Genomic DNA, 17,111 nt, shown 5'->3' with positions numbered 1-17,111 from the left:
GCAGCCTAACGCCGGCCGGCGATCACGGGGCCCGCCCCGGTCACGCGGGCTCGAGGCGGAACGCGGCGCAGCGCCCTGCCAGCGCGGCGAAGGTGTCGGGCTCGAGGTCGGGGACGACCCCGGCGTCGCGCATGATCTTCGCGCCCTGCGGGATGCGGACCGGCCAGGCGCGCAGGACCGGGACGGCCTCGTCCGCGGAGAGCTCCACGAGCCGGACCCGCTCCTCCTGCCGCCCGACGGCGAGCGTCCCGACCCCGGCCGCCCGCGCGTTCGCCGCCCAGTCCGCCCCGGGGAAGCCGGCGAGCAGGTACCGGCCGCCCTCGAACTCCAGCACCGAGACCGGCGTGTGCCGGAGCTTGCCGGTGCGCCGGCCGGGCAGGACGAGCACGGGCAGCTCACGGGCCCAGCCCAGCCCGAACCGGCGCGCCACCAGCAGGACCGCGTTCACGGGCCTGAGCCAGCGCGGCGGGGCGACCTTCTCGGGCATGCCGGGCGCGCTCAGCCGCGCTCCTCCCGTCGTCGCGCGAGCGGGGCGCCCGCCAGGTCCTCCTCGTTGCACAGCAGCTTGACCTCGTAGTACGGCGCCCCGGCGCGGTCGTCGTAGTCGAGGTGGATCGCGATGACGTCGAGCGGCTCGCCGAGCCACTCCTGCGCCCCGCGCAGCCACTCCGCGGAGCGGGCCAGCGCCGACGGGAGGTCGTCGTCGCGGAACACCACGGGCCGGAAGGGCACGTCCTGGATCTCGTCCTGTTCCCCGCCGTGGGGCCGGGGCAGGTCGCCGGAGAGGCCGGCGTCGTCGAGCTGCAGTTCGACCAACTTGTCGCTCACGCCCCGAGCCTGATGGTTCGGGCGGGGCGCGGCAAGTGCCACGGCCGGGTGTGCCGTGTCAGGGCAGAGGGCCGGTGGCCGGCAGCGCGGCGCCCGGATCGAGGTCGCGGCCGTCGGGGGCCGGGGTGCGGCCGGGGAGGAGGACCGCCGCCGCGACCGCACCGCCGAGCGCGAGGAAGGCCAGCACGAGCACGGCGAACCGCTGCCCCTCGACCGACGCGCCGAGCGGGGTGTTGCCCGCCGCGAGGGCGCGTGTCGTCGCGGTCGCCGTCAGCACGGTGACGACGGCGATGGTCACCGCCGCGCCGATGGCCTGCGTGCTGTTCAACGCGCCCGCGCCGACACCGTGCCGGGACCGCGGGACGCCGGACATCGCCGTCACCGTGCAGCTCACGCTCGCGGCCCCGGTCCCCGCGCCGAGCATCAGGAACGGCACCAGCAGGTCGGGCACGAACGCGACCGACGGGCCGTAGGCGCGGGACAGCAGCAGGGCACCGGCCGCCGAGACCAGCATCGCGACCGGCACCAGGACCCGCGGGCCGATCAGGTGCAGGGTGCGCGACGCGACCTGGGCGACCACCGCGGTCAGCGCGGCCCACGGCACGAAGGCCAGGCCCGCCCGCAAGGCCGACCAGCCGAGCGTCTCCTGCATGAACAGCGAGGTGGTGAAGTAGGCGCCGATCCCGGTGCCCGCGGTGACCAGGACCAGCGCGAACGCGAACGAGGTCCGCCTGCGGAACAGACCGAGGGGCAGCAGCGGCTCGGGGCTGCGCACCTGCGAGACCACGAACGCGGCGGCGAGCGCGACGGCCGTCCCGAGCAGGACCGTCGCGACCGGGAGCCCGCCGGGGACGCGGAGCTCGCCGAGCCCCAGGACCAGCGCAGCGACGGCCGCAGTGCACGTCGCCCCGCCGAGCAGGCCGAGCCGCGGCCGGCGTCCCTCGGGGACCCCGGCGGGGACGAGGAGCAGCACCGCGGCCGCCGCGACGATGCACACCGGCACGTTCACCAGGAAGATCCACTGCCAGCCGCCCGCGGAGGTCAGCAGGCCGCCGAGCACGTTGCCCAGGGTGGCGCCGATCGCGCCGACGGCGGCCCACGCGCCGAGCGCGGTGCTGCGGTCGCGCGGCGCGACGAACACCGAGGTCAGCAGCGCCATCGCGGCGGGCGAGGCCATCGCGGCTCCGAGCCCCGCGATCGCCCGCGCCCCGATCAGCACCCAGGACCGGTCCGCGACCGCGCACAGCAGCGAACCCGCCCCGAACACCAGCAGCCCGGTCAGGAACAGCCGGCGCCTGCCGAAGACGTCCGCGCACCGGCCGCCGAGCAACAGCAGGCAGCCGAAAGTCAGGGGGAACGCGGTCAGCACCCACTGCAGCTCGCCGGCCCCGAGCCCGAGCTCACGGCGGATGACGGGCAGCGACACCGTCACCACGGTGCCGCCGACCAGCATCATGAACTGCACGCTGCACATCAGGACCAGGAAGGCGCCACGCCGGGCGACGACCGGCGTCGCGCCGGGCGGGGCAGCAGCGGATCGGGCCGTGCCGGACCGGGCCGCGGAGATCGGGCCCACCCGTCAGCCGGCCCGCGCGACCCGGGCCGCCGTACGGTCCGGCGGAGCGGGCGGCGCCGGGACCACCCCGGCGGGCCGCGGGAGCGACAGGGCGGCGAGCCGCGAGATCGGCAGGGCCGGCACCCCGAGCCGGCGGGCGAGGGCGCGCGCCGGCCCGGCGACTCCCGGCCCGAGGTCAGGTGCCGCCGCGACCAGGCCCGCCGGTGCGAGCCCGGCCCGCAGGCACAGGTCGACGGCCGCCTCGGCGGGCCGGGTCCGGGCGGCGAGCCCGTCCGGGTGGGCGCGCAGCGGGAGCACGTGACCCGGCAGCACGAGGTCCGCGGCCGTGGTGGCCGGGTCCGCGAGGGCCCGGACCGTCGCGGCCCGGTCCCGGGCCGAGATCCCGGTGGAGACGCCCACGGCCAGGTCCACGGACACCGCCGCCGCGGGCCGCTCGGCCGACCAGCCCGCCGTCATCGGGGGGATCCGCAGCGCGTCGAGCCGCTCCCCCGGCAACGCGACGCACAGCAGCCCGCCGGACTCCCGGACGACGAGCGCCACAGTGGACGTGTCGGCGAGCTCCGCGGCGGCGACGAGCACGACCTGCGGGGTGGCCGCCAGGTCGTCGAGCAGGACGACCGGACGCCCCGCCGCGATGGCCTCGACGGCCCGATCGACCGCACTGACCGGGCCGAGGGCCGGCGCGCTCACCGGTCGGCCCCGAGGTAGGCGGTGATCGCCGCGAGGGTGTCGTCGAGGTACTCCACGACCATGCCGTGCCCACCCCGCGGCAGGACCTGCAGTGTGCCGTGCGGCAGCAGCTCGGCCATCTCCACGGACTGCGCGACCGGCGTCAGCACGTCCTCGGCGCCCGCGAGCACCAAGGTGGGGGTGGTCGCCGAGGGCAGGTCGGCGCAGGAGTCGTAGACCCGCAGGCCCGCGGCCTGCGCCTCGAACCCGGCGAGCGTGGTCGGGTGCGGGTCCTTGCGGGCCAGCTCGGCCTGCGCCTGCGCGGCGGCGTGGTCGGCGAGCAGGCGCGGGGTGAACGCCCAGGGCATCCCGTGGATCCCGACGGACACCGGATCCACGCCCGCCCGGCGCAGCGCGAGGCCGGCGTCGAGCCAGGCGTCCTGCACGCCGGTGTACGAGGGGAAGGCGTTGAGCAGCACCGCCTTCGACAACACGTCGCCGTGCCGGACCAGCATCGACTGGAGCACCGAACCGCCCAGCGACCACCCGACGGCCGCGACCGGGCCGAGCCCGAGGTGCCGGACCAGCGCGGCTGCGTCGTCGCCCAGGGTGTCGATCGGGTACGGGCCGGGCGGCACCTCCGACAACCCGGTCCCCCGGTTGTCGAAGGTGATCACCGTGAAGTCCTCGCGGAGCCGCGGCACGACAGCGGCCCACGCGAGGGAGCTCAGACCGAGTCCGGCGATCAGCAACAGCGGCGGGCCGTCGCCCTGGACGTCGTAGCGGAGCCGGACGCCGTTGACCGTCGAGGTGCTCATGCGCCCGCCACCAGCGAGGGCGCCCCGACCCGGGCCTGGCTGACCGCCGGGGTCCAGTGGTCCGGCTGGTCCGCCCACAGGTCCCGCAGCTGCGGGATCACCTTGGTGCCGAACAGGTGTGTGTTCATCGCGGCCGTCTCCTCCGGCAGGTTGCCCATGTGCAGCGACGCGATCAGCTGCCCGACCCGCAGCTCGGTCGCCAGCTCGCGCAGCCGCTGCGCCACCCGGTCCGGGGTGCCGGCCACGATGTAGCCCTTCTCGTCGTACTCCCAGAAGCCCATCTCGCCGGTGACCGCCCGCCGCTTGTCCTCCACGGCCTGCGGCGACGTCGTCCGGCCGAGCATGCCGCGCAGGGCCGCGGACGAGTGGTAGCCCGGTGGCGTCGCCCACCGCACGGCGGGATCCCGGACGCGCTGGAAGTAGCGCACCGCCTCGGCGTACTTCTCCTCGGCCTCCCGGTCCGTGTCGGCGACACAGACGATCTGCGTGAACGCCATCCGGTGCGGGTTCATGTCGCCGTCGTGCGCCGCCACGTAGTCCCAGTAGCCGTCGACCAGCGGCTTGGCGGCTTTCAGGCCGGAGAAGGACAGGTGGCCGTAGCAGTAGTTCTCGCGGGTCACGAGCTCCCAGGTCTCCGGGCTCGTCGAGCCGGGGACCCAGATCGGCGGGCGGCGCTGGATCGGCCGAGGCCAGAGGTTGACCTGGCGGAGCTGGGTGTAGCGGCCGTTGAAGGTGAACGGCTCCGGTTCCACCCAGGCGCGCAGGATCAGCTCGCGCGCCTCGTGGAAGCGCTCGCGCAGCTCGATCGGCGGCCGCCCGTAGGCGTGGGTCGAGTCCATCGGGGTGCCGAACACGAACCCCGCGATCAGCCGCCCCTCGGACAGGCAGTCCAGGTAGGCCATCTCCTCGGCGACGCGCGTCGGCGGGTTGTAGAGGGCCAGGGAGTCGCCGATCACGAGGATCGCGGCCTTCTCGGTGCTGCTCGCGACGCTGGCCGCGAGCAGGTTCGGCGAGGGCGTCATGGCGAACGGGGTCTGGTGGTGCTCGTTGACGGCCAGCCCGTCGAAGCCGTCGCGGTCGGCCTGCTGCATGAGCCGGATGAACATCCGGTAGTTGGCGCCGACCCGCTCGGCGTCGGCCATCGCGATCGGGCTGTCGACCCAGCCGCCCTGCCCCGCCGCCGGGAACCCGGGCGGCAGTCCGTCGTACGTGACCTCCGCGAACCAGTGGAACTTCACCGTTCCGCCTCCTGACCTCACCGCGGCGCCCGGCACCTGCCGGGCCCGGGGCCAGCGTGGGCGGCCGTCGGCGGGGGAGACAATGGGGATCCGCACAGCAGTTCCGGCGCCGTCGTGGACATCGTCCCAATGCGCGGGCCGGATCGAGCGGGAAACGGCGCCCGGACGATTTCCCGGCGAAATCGGACGCGCCGCCCATTGCCCGCCACGGGCCGCCTCGCTTAGCGTCCGAAGCCGACGCCGACCGTCGATCCCCCTGCTGAGACCGGCCCGAAGAACCCGCCGACGGGTTCTGCCGGCCCCTTCCCGGGCGACCCCCGGAACGGGGCCGCGTGCTGCCCGGAATTTCCCGAGAATCGATGCGCCGACTTCAACGAGGAGGTTGAGCATCCCGTGCTGAAGTTCTTTCTGACGCGCGTGGCGACCACCGTTCCCGTACTCCTGCTGGTGACCTTCGTCGTCTTCGGCCTCGTGCTGCTGATCCCGGGCGACCCGGCCGTCACGATCGCCGGCCCGGAGGCCACGGTCGAGCAGGTGGCGGCCGTGCGGGAACGGCTGGGGCTCGACCGCCCGATGGTCGTGCAGTACTGGGACTGGATCACCTCCGCCCTGTCGGGCGATCTGGGCACCTCGCTGTTCACCAGCCGTCCGGTCGCCACCTCGATCGGGGACGGGCTCCCCGTCACGCTCGCCCTCGCCGGGTCCGCCCTGGTCATCTCGTTGCTGATCGCAGTGCCGACCGCGATCGTGTCGGCGCTGCGCCGCGGGACCTGGCTGGACCGCATCTCGAGCATCGGCTCGTCGCTCGGCATCGCCCTGCCGTCTTTCTGGCTCGGCCTGATGTTCGTGCTGCTGTTCAGCCTCACTCTCGGGTGGCTGCCGGCGACGGGCTACGTCCCCATCGAGAAGGATCCCGCCGCCTGGGCCTCGCACATCCTGCTGCCGGCCCTGACCCTCGGCATCGCCGGCGCCGCGGAGAGCGCCCGGCAGCTGCGCGGCTCGATCATCGGTGTGCTGCAGCAGGACTACGTCCGCACGGCGCGGGCGAAGGGCCTGCGGGGGCGGGTGGTGATCGGCAAGCACGTCATGAAGAACGCGAGCGTCCCGCTCGTCACGGTCCTGGGCCTGCAGATCACCGCGCTGCTCGGCGGCGCCGTGCTCGTGGAGCAGATCTTCGGCGTCCCCGGCCTCGGCCAGGTCGCGCTCAACGCGGTGACCACCCGCGACATCCCGGTGATCCAGGGGATCGTGCTGGTCGCGGTGCTCGTCGCGATGCTCTCGAACCTGCTCGTCGACCTCACGTACGGCTACCTCAACCCGAAGGTGCGGCCCCGATGACCAATGTGGAGAAGAAGTCGGAGGCCGCCCGGGAGCCGTCGGCACAGGTCGCGCCGGAGGCACCCGCGGCCTCGGCGATGCCGGCCGGCGCCCCCGCGTCGGTCTCGGCCGAGGCACTGGCCCACGGCGGTGGGGCGTGGGCGGACTTCCGGCGCCGGGTCGGCGGCAACCGGGGCGCGATGATCGCGCTCGGGGTCCTGTCCCTGCTGGTCGTCGTGGCCCTGATCGGACCGTTCATCACCCCGGCGGACCCGAACGCGCAGAACCTGCGCGCCGTGCTGCTGGACCCCTTCTCCCCCGGCCACCTCCTGGGCACCGACCAGCTGGGCCGCGACATCCTGAGCCGGCTGATCGTCGGCACCCGGGTGTCCCTGCTCGCCATCGCGCTGGCGCTGGCCGTGGCGATGGCGATCGGGGTGCCGCTGGGCTTCCTCTCCGGCTTCCTGTCCGGCCGCTTCGACCAGGTCGTCATGCGGCTCAACGACGCGGCGATGAGCTTCCCGCCGCTGCTGCTCGCGATCGCTCTGGTCGGCGTCCTCGGCCCGAGCCTGCGCAACGCCATGTTCGCCGTCGGGATCCTGATGGCGCCGCGGTTCCTCCGGCTGGTCCGCGGCGTGGTCCTGGGGCTCAAGGAGGAGACCTTCGTCGAGGCCTCGCGCAGCATCGGCACCCCGACCTGGATGGTCATCCTCCGGCACATCCTGCCGAACACCCTGTCCCCGTTGACCGTCGCGATCGCCGTGACCGCCGGCTACGCGATGCTCTCGGAGGCGGGCCTGAGCTTCCTCGGCCTCGGCGTCCAGCCGCCCGACGCGAGCTGGGGATCCATGATCCGCGAGGGCTTCCTCTACTTCGGACGCTCGCCGTGGCTGGGCATCTTCCCGGGCGTGCTGATCGCGCTGACGGTGTTCACGTTCGTGACGCTCGGCGACGGCCTCCGCGACGCCCTCGGCCGCGAGGAAAGGACCGAGTCGTGACGGCGACCCAGAACGCAGCCACCCTGACCGACACCACCCTCGAGGTCGACAACCTCGTCGTCGACGTCCTCACCGAGTCCGGGTGGGCGACGGTCGTCGACGGGGTGAGCTTCTCCGTCCGGCGCGGGGAGACGCTCGGGATCGTCGGCGAGTCCGGTTCCGGCAAGAGCGTGACCTGCCTGTCGATCGCCGGACTGATGCCGCCCAAGCAGACCCGCGTCCGCGCCGACACCCTGCGGCTGCTCGACCACGACCTGACCCGGCTCTCCCCGAAGGAGATGTCCGACGTCCGCGGGCCGACGATCTCGATGATCTTCCAGGAGCCGATGAGCAGCCTGAACCCGGCGTTCACGGTCGGCGACCAGATCGCCGAGGTGCTGCGCAGGCACGAGGGCGCGAGCCGGCGGGAGTCGAAGCGCCGGGCGGTCGAGCTGCTGGACCGGGTCGGGGTGCCCAGCCCGGCCCGGCGCGCCACCCAGTACCCCTTCGAGTTCTCGGGCGGCATGCGTCAGCGCGTGATGATCGCGATCGCGCTCGCCTGCAACCCCGACGTCATCGTGGCCGACGAGCCGACCACGGCCCTCGACGTCACCGTGCAGGCCCAGATCCTGGAGCTGCTGCGGGAGATCCAGCGCGAGCACGGGATGTCGGTCATCTTCATCACCCACGACCTCGGCGTCGTCGCGGACATCTGCGACCGGGTGCTGGTGATGTACGCCGGGCAGATCGTGGAGAGCGCCGGGCTCGACGAGCTCTTCGAGGACCCCCGGCATCCCTACATGGAGGGGCTGCTCGCCGCCATGCCCCGGATGGACAACCCGTCCGAGGCGTTGGCGAGCATCCCGGGCCACCCGCCCCGGGTCGGCGCGATGCCGGAGGGCTGCCGTTTCCACCCGCGGTGCCGGTACGCCGCCGAGGCCTGCACGGGCGGGCCGACGCCGCCGCTGGAGCTCGTCGCCGCCCATCACACCACCCGCTGCCTGCGCCACGCCGAGCTGACCCTGAAGGGGAACCCGTGACCGCCCAGTCCCTGCCCGGGAGGGCGGATCCGCTGCTGACCGTCCGCGACCTGGAGGTCACCTTCGCCCCGCGCAAGCGGCTGTTCCGCGAGCGGATCGAGCTGAAGGCCGTCGACGGGGTGAGCTTCGACCTGACCGAGGGCGAGACCCTCGGCCTGGTCGGCGAGTCCGGCTGCGGCAAGTCGACGACGGCGCGCGGCCTGATGCGCCTGGTCGAGCCGACCGGCGGGTCGGTGCGGCTGGAGGGCCGCGAGCTCCTCGGCCTGCCCGCGAAGGAGCTGCGCAGCGCCCGCCGGGACATCCAGATGGTGTTCCAGGACCCCTACTCCTCACTGGACCCGTCGATGCTGGTCCGGGACTCGATCGGCGAGCCGCTCGACGTGCACGTCAAGCTGGGCCGCACCGAGCGCGTGGAGCGGGTCGCGGAGCTGCTGCGCCGGGTCGGACTCCCGCCGGAGTACATGACCCGCTACCCCCACGAGTTCTCCGGCGGCCAGCGCCAGCGGCTCACGATCGCCCGCGCGATCGCCGCGGACCCGAAGATCCTGGTGCTCGACGAGGCCGTCTCGGCCCTCGACGTCTCCACCCAGAACCAGGTCATCGGGCTGCTGGAGGAGCTCTCGGCCGAGATCGGCCTGACGTACCTGTTCATCGCGCACGACCTGTCCGTCGTCCGGCACATCTCCCACCGGGTCGCGGTGATGTACCTCGGGCAGATCGTCGAGCACGGCGACGCCGCCCGGGTGTTCGACGCCCCCGCCCACCCCTACACCGAGGCGCTGCTGTCCGCCGTGCCCGTGCCGTCGCCCCGGACCCAGCGCAGCCGCGAGCGGATCGTGCTGTCCGGCGACCCGCCGGACCCGTCGCGGGTGCCGCCGGGCTGCCGGTTCCACACCCGGTGCACCTACGCGATGGACGTCTGCCGCACCGAGGTCCCGCCGCTCACGCCCGCCCAGGGCTCCGGCGAGGTGGCCTGCCACCTGCACACGGCCGGTCCTCGCCTCGCGGGCGCATCGGTCCGGACCCTGGCCCGGGTGTCCGCATGAGGAGCGCGGTCTGGGAGGGCGTGGGGCGGATCGGGCTGGTCGAGGTCGAGGATCCCGTCCCCGGCTCCGAGGACGTGGTGCTGGACGTGGCCGCCTGCGGCATCTGCGGGTCGGACGTGCACGCCTTCGCCGAGGGCGTCTGGATCACGCCGGGCGCGCCGATGGGCCACGAGTTCTCGGGCACGGTCTCCGCGGCCGGGTCCGGGATCCGCGGCCTGGAGGTCGGGGACCGGGTCGCGGTGAACCCCATGGGCCCCTGCGGCTCCTGCCGCCAGTGCTCCCTCGGCCGCACCAACCTCTGTGCGGCGCCGGCCTCCAGCGCGCGCGGCGGGCTCTCGGACAAGGTCCTCGTGCCGAACGCGGAGTCCGGCGCCCGGCTGCACCGGATGCCCGACTCGATGAGCGTCGAGGAGGGCGCCTTCCTCGAGCCGCTCTCGGTCGCGACCCGGGCCGTCGCGACCGCCGCGCCCGAGCTCGACGGGCCGCTCGTCGTGGCCGGGCTCGGCTCGATCGGGCAGTGCGTGCTGCGGGTGCTGCTGGCCTACGGCGCGCGGGACGTCGTCGGGATCGACGTCTCCCCCGCGCGGCTCGCCGCGGCAACGGGACTCGGCGCCACGGTCCTCGACGCGCGCACCGACGACCCGCGGACGTACCTGCTGGACCGGTGGGGCACGTCGACCTCGCCGTACCAGGTCGCGGGGAACGTCGGCACCTTCTTCGAGTGCTCCGGCGCCCCCGCGATGACCGCGCTCGCCACCGAGGTCGTGCGGGCGGGCGGGACGGTCTCGGTCGCCGGCCTGGTCGGTGCGCGCCCGCCGGTCGACCTGGACACGGTGGTGCAGAAGGAGATCCGGCTGCTCGGCAGCTTCGCCTACACCGGACCCGACGCGACCGAGGCCTTCCGGCTGCTCACCGACGGCCTGGTCGACGTCGCCCCGCTCGTGTCCCACCGCGTCCCGCTGAGCCGGGTCGCCGACGCCTTCGACACCCAGCACGCCGTCGACGGCTCGGTGAAGGTGCTCGTCCTGCCCGACCCCGTCGCTCCCGAGGAGTCCTGACATGTACGCCGTGGGCATCCCGCACCCGGGTGGTCCCGAGGTGCTGCGGCTCGTCGAGTTGCCCACCCCCGAGCCCGGTCCGCGGGAGATCCGGATCCGCACCACCGCCGCGGCGGTCAACCCGACCGACACCGCCTTCCGACAGTGGGGCCCGCGGGAGTCGGAGGGCCTGCCCGCCCCGTGGGTGCCGGGAATGGAGATGGCCGGCGTGGTCGACGCCGTCGGCCCCGACAGCGCCTGGGCCGTCGGCGAGCGGGTGATGGCGATCGTCATGCCGCGCCGCGCGCTGGGCGGGGCCCAGGCCGAGTACGTCGTGGTGCCGGACAACGCGGCCGCGGCGATCCCGGACGGCATCAGCGACGTCGAGGCCTCCACGCTCCCGATGAACGGCCTGACCGTCTACTCCGCACTGCTGCACCTCGGGCTCACCGCCGGGCAGACGCTCGGCGTGACCGGCGCGGCCGGGGCCGTCGGCGGGTACGCGATCGAGCTCGGCCGGATCGCCGGCCTGCGGGTCGTCGCCGACGCGTTCGCGCAGGACGCGGAGCTCGTCCGCGGCCTGGGCGCCGACGTGGTGGTGCCGGCCTCGCGCGACGTGGCGGAGGAGGTCGCCGCGTTCCGGGCCGCCGTGCCCGACGGGGTGGACGGGCTGATCGACGCGGCGGTCCTCGACGCGGGGGCCCTGCCGATGGTGCGCGACGGCGGCGCCCTGACCACCGTCCGGTTCTGGGCGGGCCCGACCGAGCGGGACATCCGCGTCCACCCGGTCATGGTCCGCGACCACCTCACCGACGGCGCGGAGATCGCCAAGCTCGCCCAGCTCGTGCTCGACGGGCGGCTGACCCTGCGCGTCGCCGACACCTACCCGGCCGCCGAGGCCGCCGCCGCGCACCGCCGGCTGCAGGCGGGCGGCACCCGCGGCCGACTCGTGCTCACCTTCGGAAAGGACCCTCGATGAGGTTGACGGGCAAGGTCGCCGTGATCACCGGCGGCGCGAGCGGCATCGGGCAGGCGACCGCGGTGCGGTTCGCCGAGGAGGGCGCCGACGTCGTCGTCGGCGATCTCCGGGACGGTGCCGAGACGGTCGCGCTGGTGGAGAAGGCCGGCCGCTCCGCGCGGTACGTGCGAACCGACACGACCTCGGAGACCGACTGCGAGGCGCTGGTCGCCGCCGCGGTCGAGGCCTTCGGGCGCGTCGACGTCGGCGTGGCCGCGGCGGGCGTCGCCACGGCACAGGGGGCCAGCAACATCCAGACCCGCGCGGCGCGGGGCGACGCCACGCACGTCGTCAACCTCGAGCCGGACAACTTCCGCCGCGTGCTCGACGTGAACGTCCTCGGCGTGCTGTTCACCGACCGGGCCCTGGCCCGGCAGATGCTGGAGCAGGGCACGGGCGGGTCGATCGTCAACATCGCCTCGACCGCGGCGAAGATCCCACTGGCCGGCGCGTCGCCGTACTGCGTGTCGAAGGCCGGGGTCTGGATGCTCACCAAGGTCATGGCCCTGGAGCTGGCGCAGACCGGGGTACGGGTCAACGCCGTCGGCCCCGGCTACACGGCGACGCCGATGATCGCCGGGCTCGAGGACGACGAGCCCGCCTACGCGATGGCCATGAGCATCACGCCGATGAACCGGCTCGGCACCGCGACCGAGTCCGCCGACGCGTGCCTGTACCTCGCGAGCGACGAGTCGTCGTTCACCACCGGGCAGATCCTGCACCCCGCCGGTGGCCAGTTCACGGGCTGACGCCCCGACCCGAGAGGAGCGCCCGGTGAGGGCTCCTTCGTCCCGGCGGCTGATCGCCGGGCTGATCGCCGTGTTCGCGCTGCTGGTCACCGCGTGCGGAGGCGGTGGCGCGGGCTCCGGCGCCGCCGCGCAGCCGGACCCGAACGCGATCCTGCGCTACGCGTTCGTGCAGAACGTCTCCAGCTTCGACCCGCACCGCTCCAGCAACGCCTGGGACATGGTCAACCTGCGGCTGGTCTACGACCAGCTCCTGCAGGAGGACCAGAACGGCGAGATCGTCCCGATGCTCGCCACCGGGTACGAGTTCCTCGACGGCGGCACGGTCCTGCAGCTGACCCTGCGCGACGACGTGACCTTCCACGACGGCACGAAGTTCGACTCCGCCGCGGTCAAGGCGAACCTCGAACGCGCCAAGACCCTGGAGACGAGTGCGGTCAAGGGCGCGCTGCGGGCGATCGCCTCGATCGACACCCCGGACCCGACCACGGTCCGGCTGAACCTGAGCTCGCCGGGCGGCAACCTGCCCGCCCTGTTCACCGAGCGGCACGGGTCGATGATCAGTCCCGCGGCGTTCGACAACCCCGACCTGGACCAGAAGCCCGTCGGCTCCGGCATGTTCACCATGACCGAGTACGTGCCGGGCCAGGTGACCCGGTACACGAAGGCGCCGAACTACTGGGACCCCGACGCCGTCAAGGTCGCCGGCGTCGAGGTCTACGTCCAGACGTCGTCGCCGACCCGGCTGAACATGCTGACCACCGGCCAGATCGACATGACCTACCTGGACCCGTCCACCCAGGACCAGGCGGTGGCCGCGGGCCTGCACGTCGAGCCGTCGCAGAGCACGACGATCTTCCGGATGACCGTGAACACCGCCAAGGCGCCCTTCGACAAGCTCGAGGTGCGGCAGGCGATGGAGCACGCCATCGACCGCCGGGCGATCGTCGACGGCGTCCTGTTCGGCATCGGCGCGCCGACCTCGCAGCTGATCCCGCCGGGGCACTGGGCCTACGACGACAAGGTCGCGTGGGACGGCCCGGACTACGCCTACGACCCGGAGAAGGCGAAGCAGCTGCTGGCGCAGGCCGGGTACCCGGCGGGGGCGGACTTCGAGATGCTCATCCCCGCGCTCGACGACCACCGCGCCGTCTCCGAGGCCGTCATCCCGATGCTCGAGGCCGTGGGCCTGCGGCCCAGGACCCGGGTGATCGAGCCCGCGACCACGCCGGCCACGTTCTTCGGCCGCCAGGAGGGCAACGCCTACATCGGTGCGAGCGCACCGTTCGTCGACCCGTCCACCCAGTACGAGTCGAACCTGACCGGGCAGTTCACCAACCCGTGGAACACGACGTCGCCGGAGTTCACCCAGGCCTGGAACGACTCCCTGGTCGGCGCGACGCGCGAGGAGCGGCTGCCCGCGGTGCACCGGATGATCGAGGACGAGAAGGACCTGCGGCGCCAGTTCGGCATCTACGCGGCCCAGCCGCCGAGCGTCTGGACCGACAAGGTCATCTTCCCGCCGGGCTACCGGCCCGCGTACGCGCCCGTGTTCCGCGGCATCGCGGTGGCGGCGGGCTGAACCGGCTCCGCCGGGCGGCGGCGGTCGGTCGGAGGAGACGAGGGAGACGAGGAGCGCAATGGGGCGTGACAGGAGAGCGTCGTCGAGGGTGCTGGCGGTGCTGGTCGCCGTGGTGGCCTTGCTCGCCGCCGCGTGCGGCGGCGGGAGCGGGGGCGGGACGGGTTCGGGGCAGGCCACACAGGCCGACCCGAACGCCACCCTGCGCTTCGCCTGGTCGCAGGCGGTGTCGACCTTCGACCCGCACAGGTCCGGCAACCCCTGGGACAACGTCGTCTACCAGCTGCCCTACGACCACCTGATCAGGGCGGACACGTTCGGCGAGCTCAAGCCGCAGCTCGCGACGAAGTGGGAGTTCGTCGACGACGGCAAGGCCCTGGTGCTCGACCTCCGGGACGACGTCACGTTCGTCGACGGCACGAAGTTCGACGCCACCGCCGCGAAGGCGAACCTCGACCGGGCGCGGTTCTCCGAGACCAGCGCGGTGAAGGGCCTGATCCGGGCGATCCAGGACGTGCAGGTCGTGTCGCCGACCCAGGTGCGGATCAACCTGAACGGGCCGGGCGGGAACCTGCCCAACTTCTTCTCCAGCTCGGCGGGCGTGATGATCAGCCCGGCGGCCTTCGACAACCCCGACCTGGACCAGAAGCCCGTCGGGTCGGGCATGGCCACGCTGGTCGAGTACGTGCCGAACCAGGTCGTGCGGTTCGAGCGGAACCCGAACTACTGGGACAAGGAGGCGGCCAAGGCCGCCAAGTACGAGATCTACGTGCAGCCGCAGGCCACGACGCGGATGAACATGCTGATCGGCGGCCAGGCGGACATCGCCAACCTCGAGGCCTCCCAGGCCGACCAGGCGAAGGCGGCCGGGCTCAACGCCGAGGCCTCGGCGAGCACCGCGATCCTCAACTTCTTCATGAACCCGGGCAAGGCGCCGTTCGACAAGCTCGAGGCCCGGGAGGCCCTGGAGCACTCCATCGACCGCACCGCGATCGTCGACGGCGTGTTCTTCGGCTACGGGACCCCCGTCGCCCAGTTCCTGCCCCCGGACCACTGGGGCTACGACCCGGCCGTCACGCCGGACGCGCCGGGCTTCAACCACGACCCGGCACGGGCGAAGCAACTGCTCGTCGAGGCCGGCTACCCGAACGGCGTCGACATCGAGTTCCTGATCCCCGGCATCGACAGCCACCGCTCGGCGGCCGAGGCCCTGATCCCGATGCTCGAGGCGGGCGGGTTCCGGGTGAAGCCGCGGGTCATCGACGCCGCCACCACGGCGGACACCTTCTTCGCGCGCGAGGAGGGCAACGCGCTGATCGGCATGGGGTCCCCGGTGGGCGACCCGACGACGGCCTATCTCCCGGAGCTGCCGGACCAGTTCTACAACCCGTGGAACGTGAGCACGCCGCAGTTCGTGACGGCGTACGGCGCCGCGCTCCTCGGGACCGACCCGCAGGCCCGCAGCCCGGCGGTGCGGCAGATGGTCGAGAGCGAGAAGGACATCCGCAAGCGCGTGCCGATCCACCAGCACACCCCGCCGATGGCCTTCACGAGCAAGGTGGTGCTGCCGTCCGAGGGCTACCGGGTGAACTTCATGTTCAGCCTCCGGGGGGTCGGCGTGGGGGCCTGACGGTCCGGCTGGTCGCCGCCGGTCAGGCGGCGACCAGCCGGAAGACCGGCACGGCCTCCGACCCGCCGTCCGCCCGCTCGTGGTGCAGCCGCACCCGCGCGCCGGTGGTGACCTCGTGCGGCTCCGCGCCGACCACGCACGACCACCACCAGGGCCCCTCGTCCAGCTCGACGATCACCAGCGGGAGGGTCGTGCCGTCCCGCCGGTGCGCCGCGGCGTGGCTCACCACCGTGCCGCCACCCTTGGCCGGGGTGGCGGTGAGGTCCGCCGCGGCGCAGGTCTCGCAGGCCGTCGCGTACGGCGAGGACAGGTGACCGTCGTGGCAGCGGCGCAGGAGCAGCTCGCCGCGGGCGGTGCCGTCGAAGAACTCCGCGGTCGCGGCGTCCCGTGCGACCTTCCCGACCATCAGGCCCTCCCGGGGGCGTGCGGGGACAGGACGAGGGTGGAGTGGTGGTCGAGCACGCCGCCGTTGCCGGACACCAGGACCACGTCGTGGTCGGCGACCTGCCGCTCCCCCGCTTCCCCGCGGGCCTGCAGCACCGCCTCGGACAGCGGCGTCATGCCCCACAGGTAGTAGGACGACAGCTGGCCGCCGCCGGTGTTGACCTTGAGCTTGCCGTCGGGGCCGAGGGTGCCGTCGGCGACGAACCGCCCGCCCTCGCCCTTGGGGCAGAACCCGTAGTCCTCCAGGGTGATCAGCACGGTGAACGTGTAGCAGTCGTAGAGTTCCACCACGTCCACGTCGGACACCGACAGGCCCGCCATCGCCAACGCCGCAGGTCCCGACCGGGCGGCGCCGGAGACCAGCCCGAAGTTCTCGTGGCGCAGCAGCGAGCGGCCCGGGTGCGCCTGGCCCCAGCCGTGCACGTGCACCGGCGGCCGGGCCAGGGACCCGGCCCGCTCCGCCGACGTCACGACGACGGCGATGCCGCCGTTGGACACCAGGCAGCAGTCGAGCAGGTGGAAGGGCTCGGTGATCCAGCGCGAGGCGTGGTACTGCTCCAGGGTCAGCGGGTCCCGGAACTGGGCGCGCGGGTTCATGCCCGCCCACGCCCGCTGCCCGACGGCGATGTGCCCCAGCTGGTCCTGGGTGGTCCCGTAGGTGTCCATGTGCCGGCGGGCGGCGAGCGCGTACATCGACGTGGTGTCCGCGATCCCGCTCGCGCCGAGCACCCCGCGCCAGCCCACGGCACCCCTCGAGCCGTAGGCCGCGCCGGTGGACGTGCCCTGGCGCAGCGGGGCGTCCGCGAACACGCACGCGATCGTCCCGGCCATCCCCGAGGCCACCGCGAGCGAGGCGTACTGGACCATCTGCCCGGCCGTCGACCCGTACGACTGCATCTCCGACAGCACCGCTAGGTCGCGCAGGCCCAGGTCGCGGGCCAGCCCCAGGCCGACTCCGCCGCCGACGCCGGCCGAGGTGAGCAGGCCGTCGACGTCCTCGAGCGAGAGCCCGGCGTCCGCCACCGCCAGCCGCACGGCGTCCGCGGCGAACTCCGCGGCGGTGCGGTCGTAGACCTTGCCCATCTCCGTCATCCCGAGCCCGACGATCGCGGGTGTACGGCCCCGGGGCATCGTCCGGGGTGTCAGAG

17 protein-coding genes are annotated in these 17,111 nt (G+C 73.6%); 9 read left to right on the top strand and 8 right to left on the bottom strand.

From position 1 onward, the window contains the following. Positions 1-40 precede the first annotated feature (40 nt). The 6 genes from PKE99_RS19385 to PKE99_RS19360 form a co-directional block, all read right to left on the bottom strand. A complete protein-coding gene (locus PKE99_RS19385; protein ID WP_037047295.1) occupies positions 41-487 on the bottom strand; it encodes a deazaflavin-dependent nitroreductase in 447 nt (148 codons plus the stop codon). Between the two features lie 11 nt (positions 488-498). Then, positions 499-828: a hypothetical protein gene (locus PKE99_RS19380; protein WP_037047297.1), complete on the bottom strand. Its 330-nt coding sequence runs from the start codon at positions 826-828 to the stop codon at positions 499-501. A 58-nt stretch (positions 829-886) separates the two neighbouring features. Then, positions 887-2,302 (bottom strand): MFS transporter, encoded by a 1,416-nt coding sequence (locus PKE99_RS19375; protein WP_156067684.1) that lies wholly within the window; start codon positions 2,300-2,302, stop codon positions 887-889. Positions 2,303-2,407: 105 nt separating this feature from the next. Beyond that, positions 2,408-3,094: a 3,4-dihydroxy-2-butanone-4-phosphate synthase gene (locus tag PKE99_RS19370; protein WP_051737611.1), complete on the bottom strand. Its 687-nt coding sequence runs from the start codon at positions 3,092-3,094 to the stop codon at positions 2,408-2,410. Next, positions 3,091-3,891, bottom strand: a complete 801-nt coding sequence (locus tag PKE99_RS19365) for an alpha/beta fold hydrolase (RefSeq protein WP_037047299.1) — start codon at positions 3,889-3,891, stop codon at positions 3,091-3,093. Before PKE99_RS19365 ends, PKE99_RS19370 begins: the two co-directional genes overlap by 4 nt. Continuing rightward, positions 3,888-5,129 (bottom strand): LLM class flavin-dependent oxidoreductase, encoded by a 1,242-nt coding sequence (locus tag PKE99_RS19360; protein ID WP_037047301.1) that lies wholly within the window; start codon positions 5,127-5,129, stop codon positions 3,888-3,890. The genes PKE99_RS19365 and PKE99_RS19360 overlap by 4 nt, the downstream gene beginning before the upstream one ends. A gap of 393 nt (positions 5,130-5,522) precedes the next feature. Here PKE99_RS19360 and PKE99_RS19355 point away from each other — a divergent pair, with 393 nt between their 5' ends. From PKE99_RS19355 to PKE99_RS19315, 9 genes are all read left to right on the top strand, one after another. Then, positions 5,523-6,467 (top strand): ABC transporter permease, encoded by a 945-nt coding sequence (locus PKE99_RS19355; protein ID WP_037047303.1) that lies wholly within the window; start codon positions 5,523-5,525, stop codon positions 6,465-6,467. Further along, positions 6,464-7,444, top strand: coding sequence for an ABC transporter permease (locus tag PKE99_RS19350; protein WP_081924227.1), 981 nt, complete (start codon positions 6,464-6,466; stop codon positions 7,442-7,444). The genes PKE99_RS19355 and PKE99_RS19350 overlap by 4 nt, the downstream gene beginning before the upstream one ends. Beyond that, positions 7,441-8,463 carry an ABC transporter ATP-binding protein gene (locus PKE99_RS19345; protein WP_231498260.1) on the top strand — a complete coding sequence of 341 codons (1,023 nt, stop codon included), beginning with the start codon at positions 7,441-7,443 and terminating at the stop codon, positions 8,461-8,463. The genes PKE99_RS19350 and PKE99_RS19345 overlap by 4 nt, the downstream gene beginning before the upstream one ends. Next, positions 8,460-9,509 (top strand): ABC transporter ATP-binding protein, encoded by a 1,050-nt coding sequence (locus PKE99_RS19340; protein ID WP_051737613.1) that lies wholly within the window; start codon positions 8,460-8,462, stop codon positions 9,507-9,509. The genes PKE99_RS19345 and PKE99_RS19340 overlap by 4 nt, the downstream gene beginning before the upstream one ends. After that, the gene (locus PKE99_RS19335; RefSeq protein WP_081924229.1) at positions 9,506-10,567 is read left to right on the top strand and encodes a zinc-dependent alcohol dehydrogenase; all 1,062 of its coding nucleotides are present in this window, start codon (positions 9,506-9,508) and stop codon (positions 10,565-10,567) included. The genes PKE99_RS19340 and PKE99_RS19335 overlap by 4 nt, the downstream gene beginning before the upstream one ends. 1 nt (position 10,568) lies before the next feature. Beyond that, positions 10,569-11,525 carry an NADP-dependent oxidoreductase gene (locus PKE99_RS19330; RefSeq protein ID WP_037047309.1) on the top strand — a complete coding sequence of 319 codons (957 nt, stop codon included), beginning with the start codon at positions 10,569-10,571 and terminating at the stop codon, positions 11,523-11,525. Continuing rightward, complete coding sequence (locus tag PKE99_RS19325) at positions 11,522-12,313, top strand: SDR family NAD(P)-dependent oxidoreductase (RefSeq protein WP_037047312.1); 792 nt, start codon at positions 11,522-11,524, stop codon at positions 12,311-12,313. Before PKE99_RS19330 ends, PKE99_RS19325 begins: the two co-directional genes overlap by 4 nt. A gap of 25 nt (positions 12,314-12,338) precedes the next feature. Further along, entirely contained in the window at positions 12,339-13,892 is a 1,554-nt protein-coding gene (locus PKE99_RS19320; RefSeq protein WP_037047314.1) for an ABC transporter substrate-binding protein, read from the top strand. An 88-nt stretch (positions 13,893-13,980) separates the two neighbouring features. Then, positions 13,981-15,519, top strand: coding sequence for an ABC transporter substrate-binding protein (locus tag PKE99_RS19315; protein WP_037047316.1), 1,539 nt, complete (start codon positions 13,981-13,983; stop codon positions 15,517-15,519). A gap of 22 nt (positions 15,520-15,541) precedes the next feature. Here the strand turns inward: PKE99_RS19315 and PKE99_RS19310 are convergent, their stop codons facing one another. Both PKE99_RS19310 and PKE99_RS19305 read right to left on the bottom strand, forming a co-directional pair. Beyond that, positions 15,542-15,925, bottom strand: a complete 384-nt coding sequence (locus tag PKE99_RS19310) for a Zn-ribbon domain-containing OB-fold protein (RefSeq protein WP_051737614.1) — start codon at positions 15,923-15,925, stop codon at positions 15,542-15,544. After that, the gene (locus PKE99_RS19305) at positions 15,925-17,094 is read right to left on the bottom strand and encodes a thiolase family protein (protein WP_037047318.1); all 1,170 of its coding nucleotides are present in this window, start codon (positions 17,092-17,094) and stop codon (positions 15,925-15,927) included. The genes PKE99_RS19310 and PKE99_RS19305 overlap by 1 nt, the downstream gene beginning before the upstream one ends. Positions 17,095-17,111 lie beyond the last annotated feature (17 nt).

This window comes from Pseudonocardia halophobica (assembly GCF_027922425.1).
Classification (GTDB): domain Bacteria; phylum Actinomycetota; class Actinomycetes; order Mycobacteriales; family Pseudonocardiaceae; genus Pseudonocardia; species Pseudonocardia halophobica.
Note: the sequence above shows the minus strand (reverse complement) of the source record. Positions and strands in the feature narration are given on the sequence as shown.

Bases quoted from the DNA above. Each gene is read 5' to 3' on its own strand.
- PKE99_RS19385 (WP_037047295.1), bottom strand. From the start codon at position 487: ATGCCCGAGAAGGTCGCCCCGCCGCGCTGGCTCAGGCCCGTGAACGCG.
- PKE99_RS19375 (WP_156067684.1), bottom strand. From the start codon at position 2,302: ATGTGCAGCGTGCAGTTCATGATGCTGGTCGGCGGCACCGTGGTGACG.
- PKE99_RS19365 (WP_037047299.1), bottom strand. From the start codon at position 3,891: ATGAGCACCTCGACGGTCAACGGCGTCCGGCTCCGCTACGACGTCCAG.
- PKE99_RS19350 (WP_081924227.1), top strand. From the start codon at position 6,464: ATGACCAATGTGGAGAAGAAGTCGGAGGCCGCCCGGGAGCCGTCGGCA.
- PKE99_RS19335 (WP_081924229.1), top strand. From the start codon at position 9,506: ATGAGGAGCGCGGTCTGGGAGGGCGTGGGGCGGATCGGGCTGGTCGAG.
- PKE99_RS19330 (WP_037047309.1), top strand. From the start codon at position 10,569: ATGTACGCCGTGGGCATCCCGCACCCGGGTGGTCCCGAGGTGCTGCGG.
- PKE99_RS19325 (WP_037047312.1), top strand. From the start codon at position 11,522: ATGAGGTTGACGGGCAAGGTCGCCGTGATCACCGGCGGCGCGAGCGGC.
- PKE99_RS19310 (WP_051737614.1), bottom strand. From the start codon at position 15,925: ATGGTCGGGAAGGTCGCACGGGACGCCGCGACCGCGGAGTTCTTCGAC.
- PKE99_RS19305 (WP_037047318.1), bottom strand. From the start codon at position 17,094: ATGCCCCGGGGCCGTACACCCGCGATCGTCGGGCTCGGGATGACGGAG.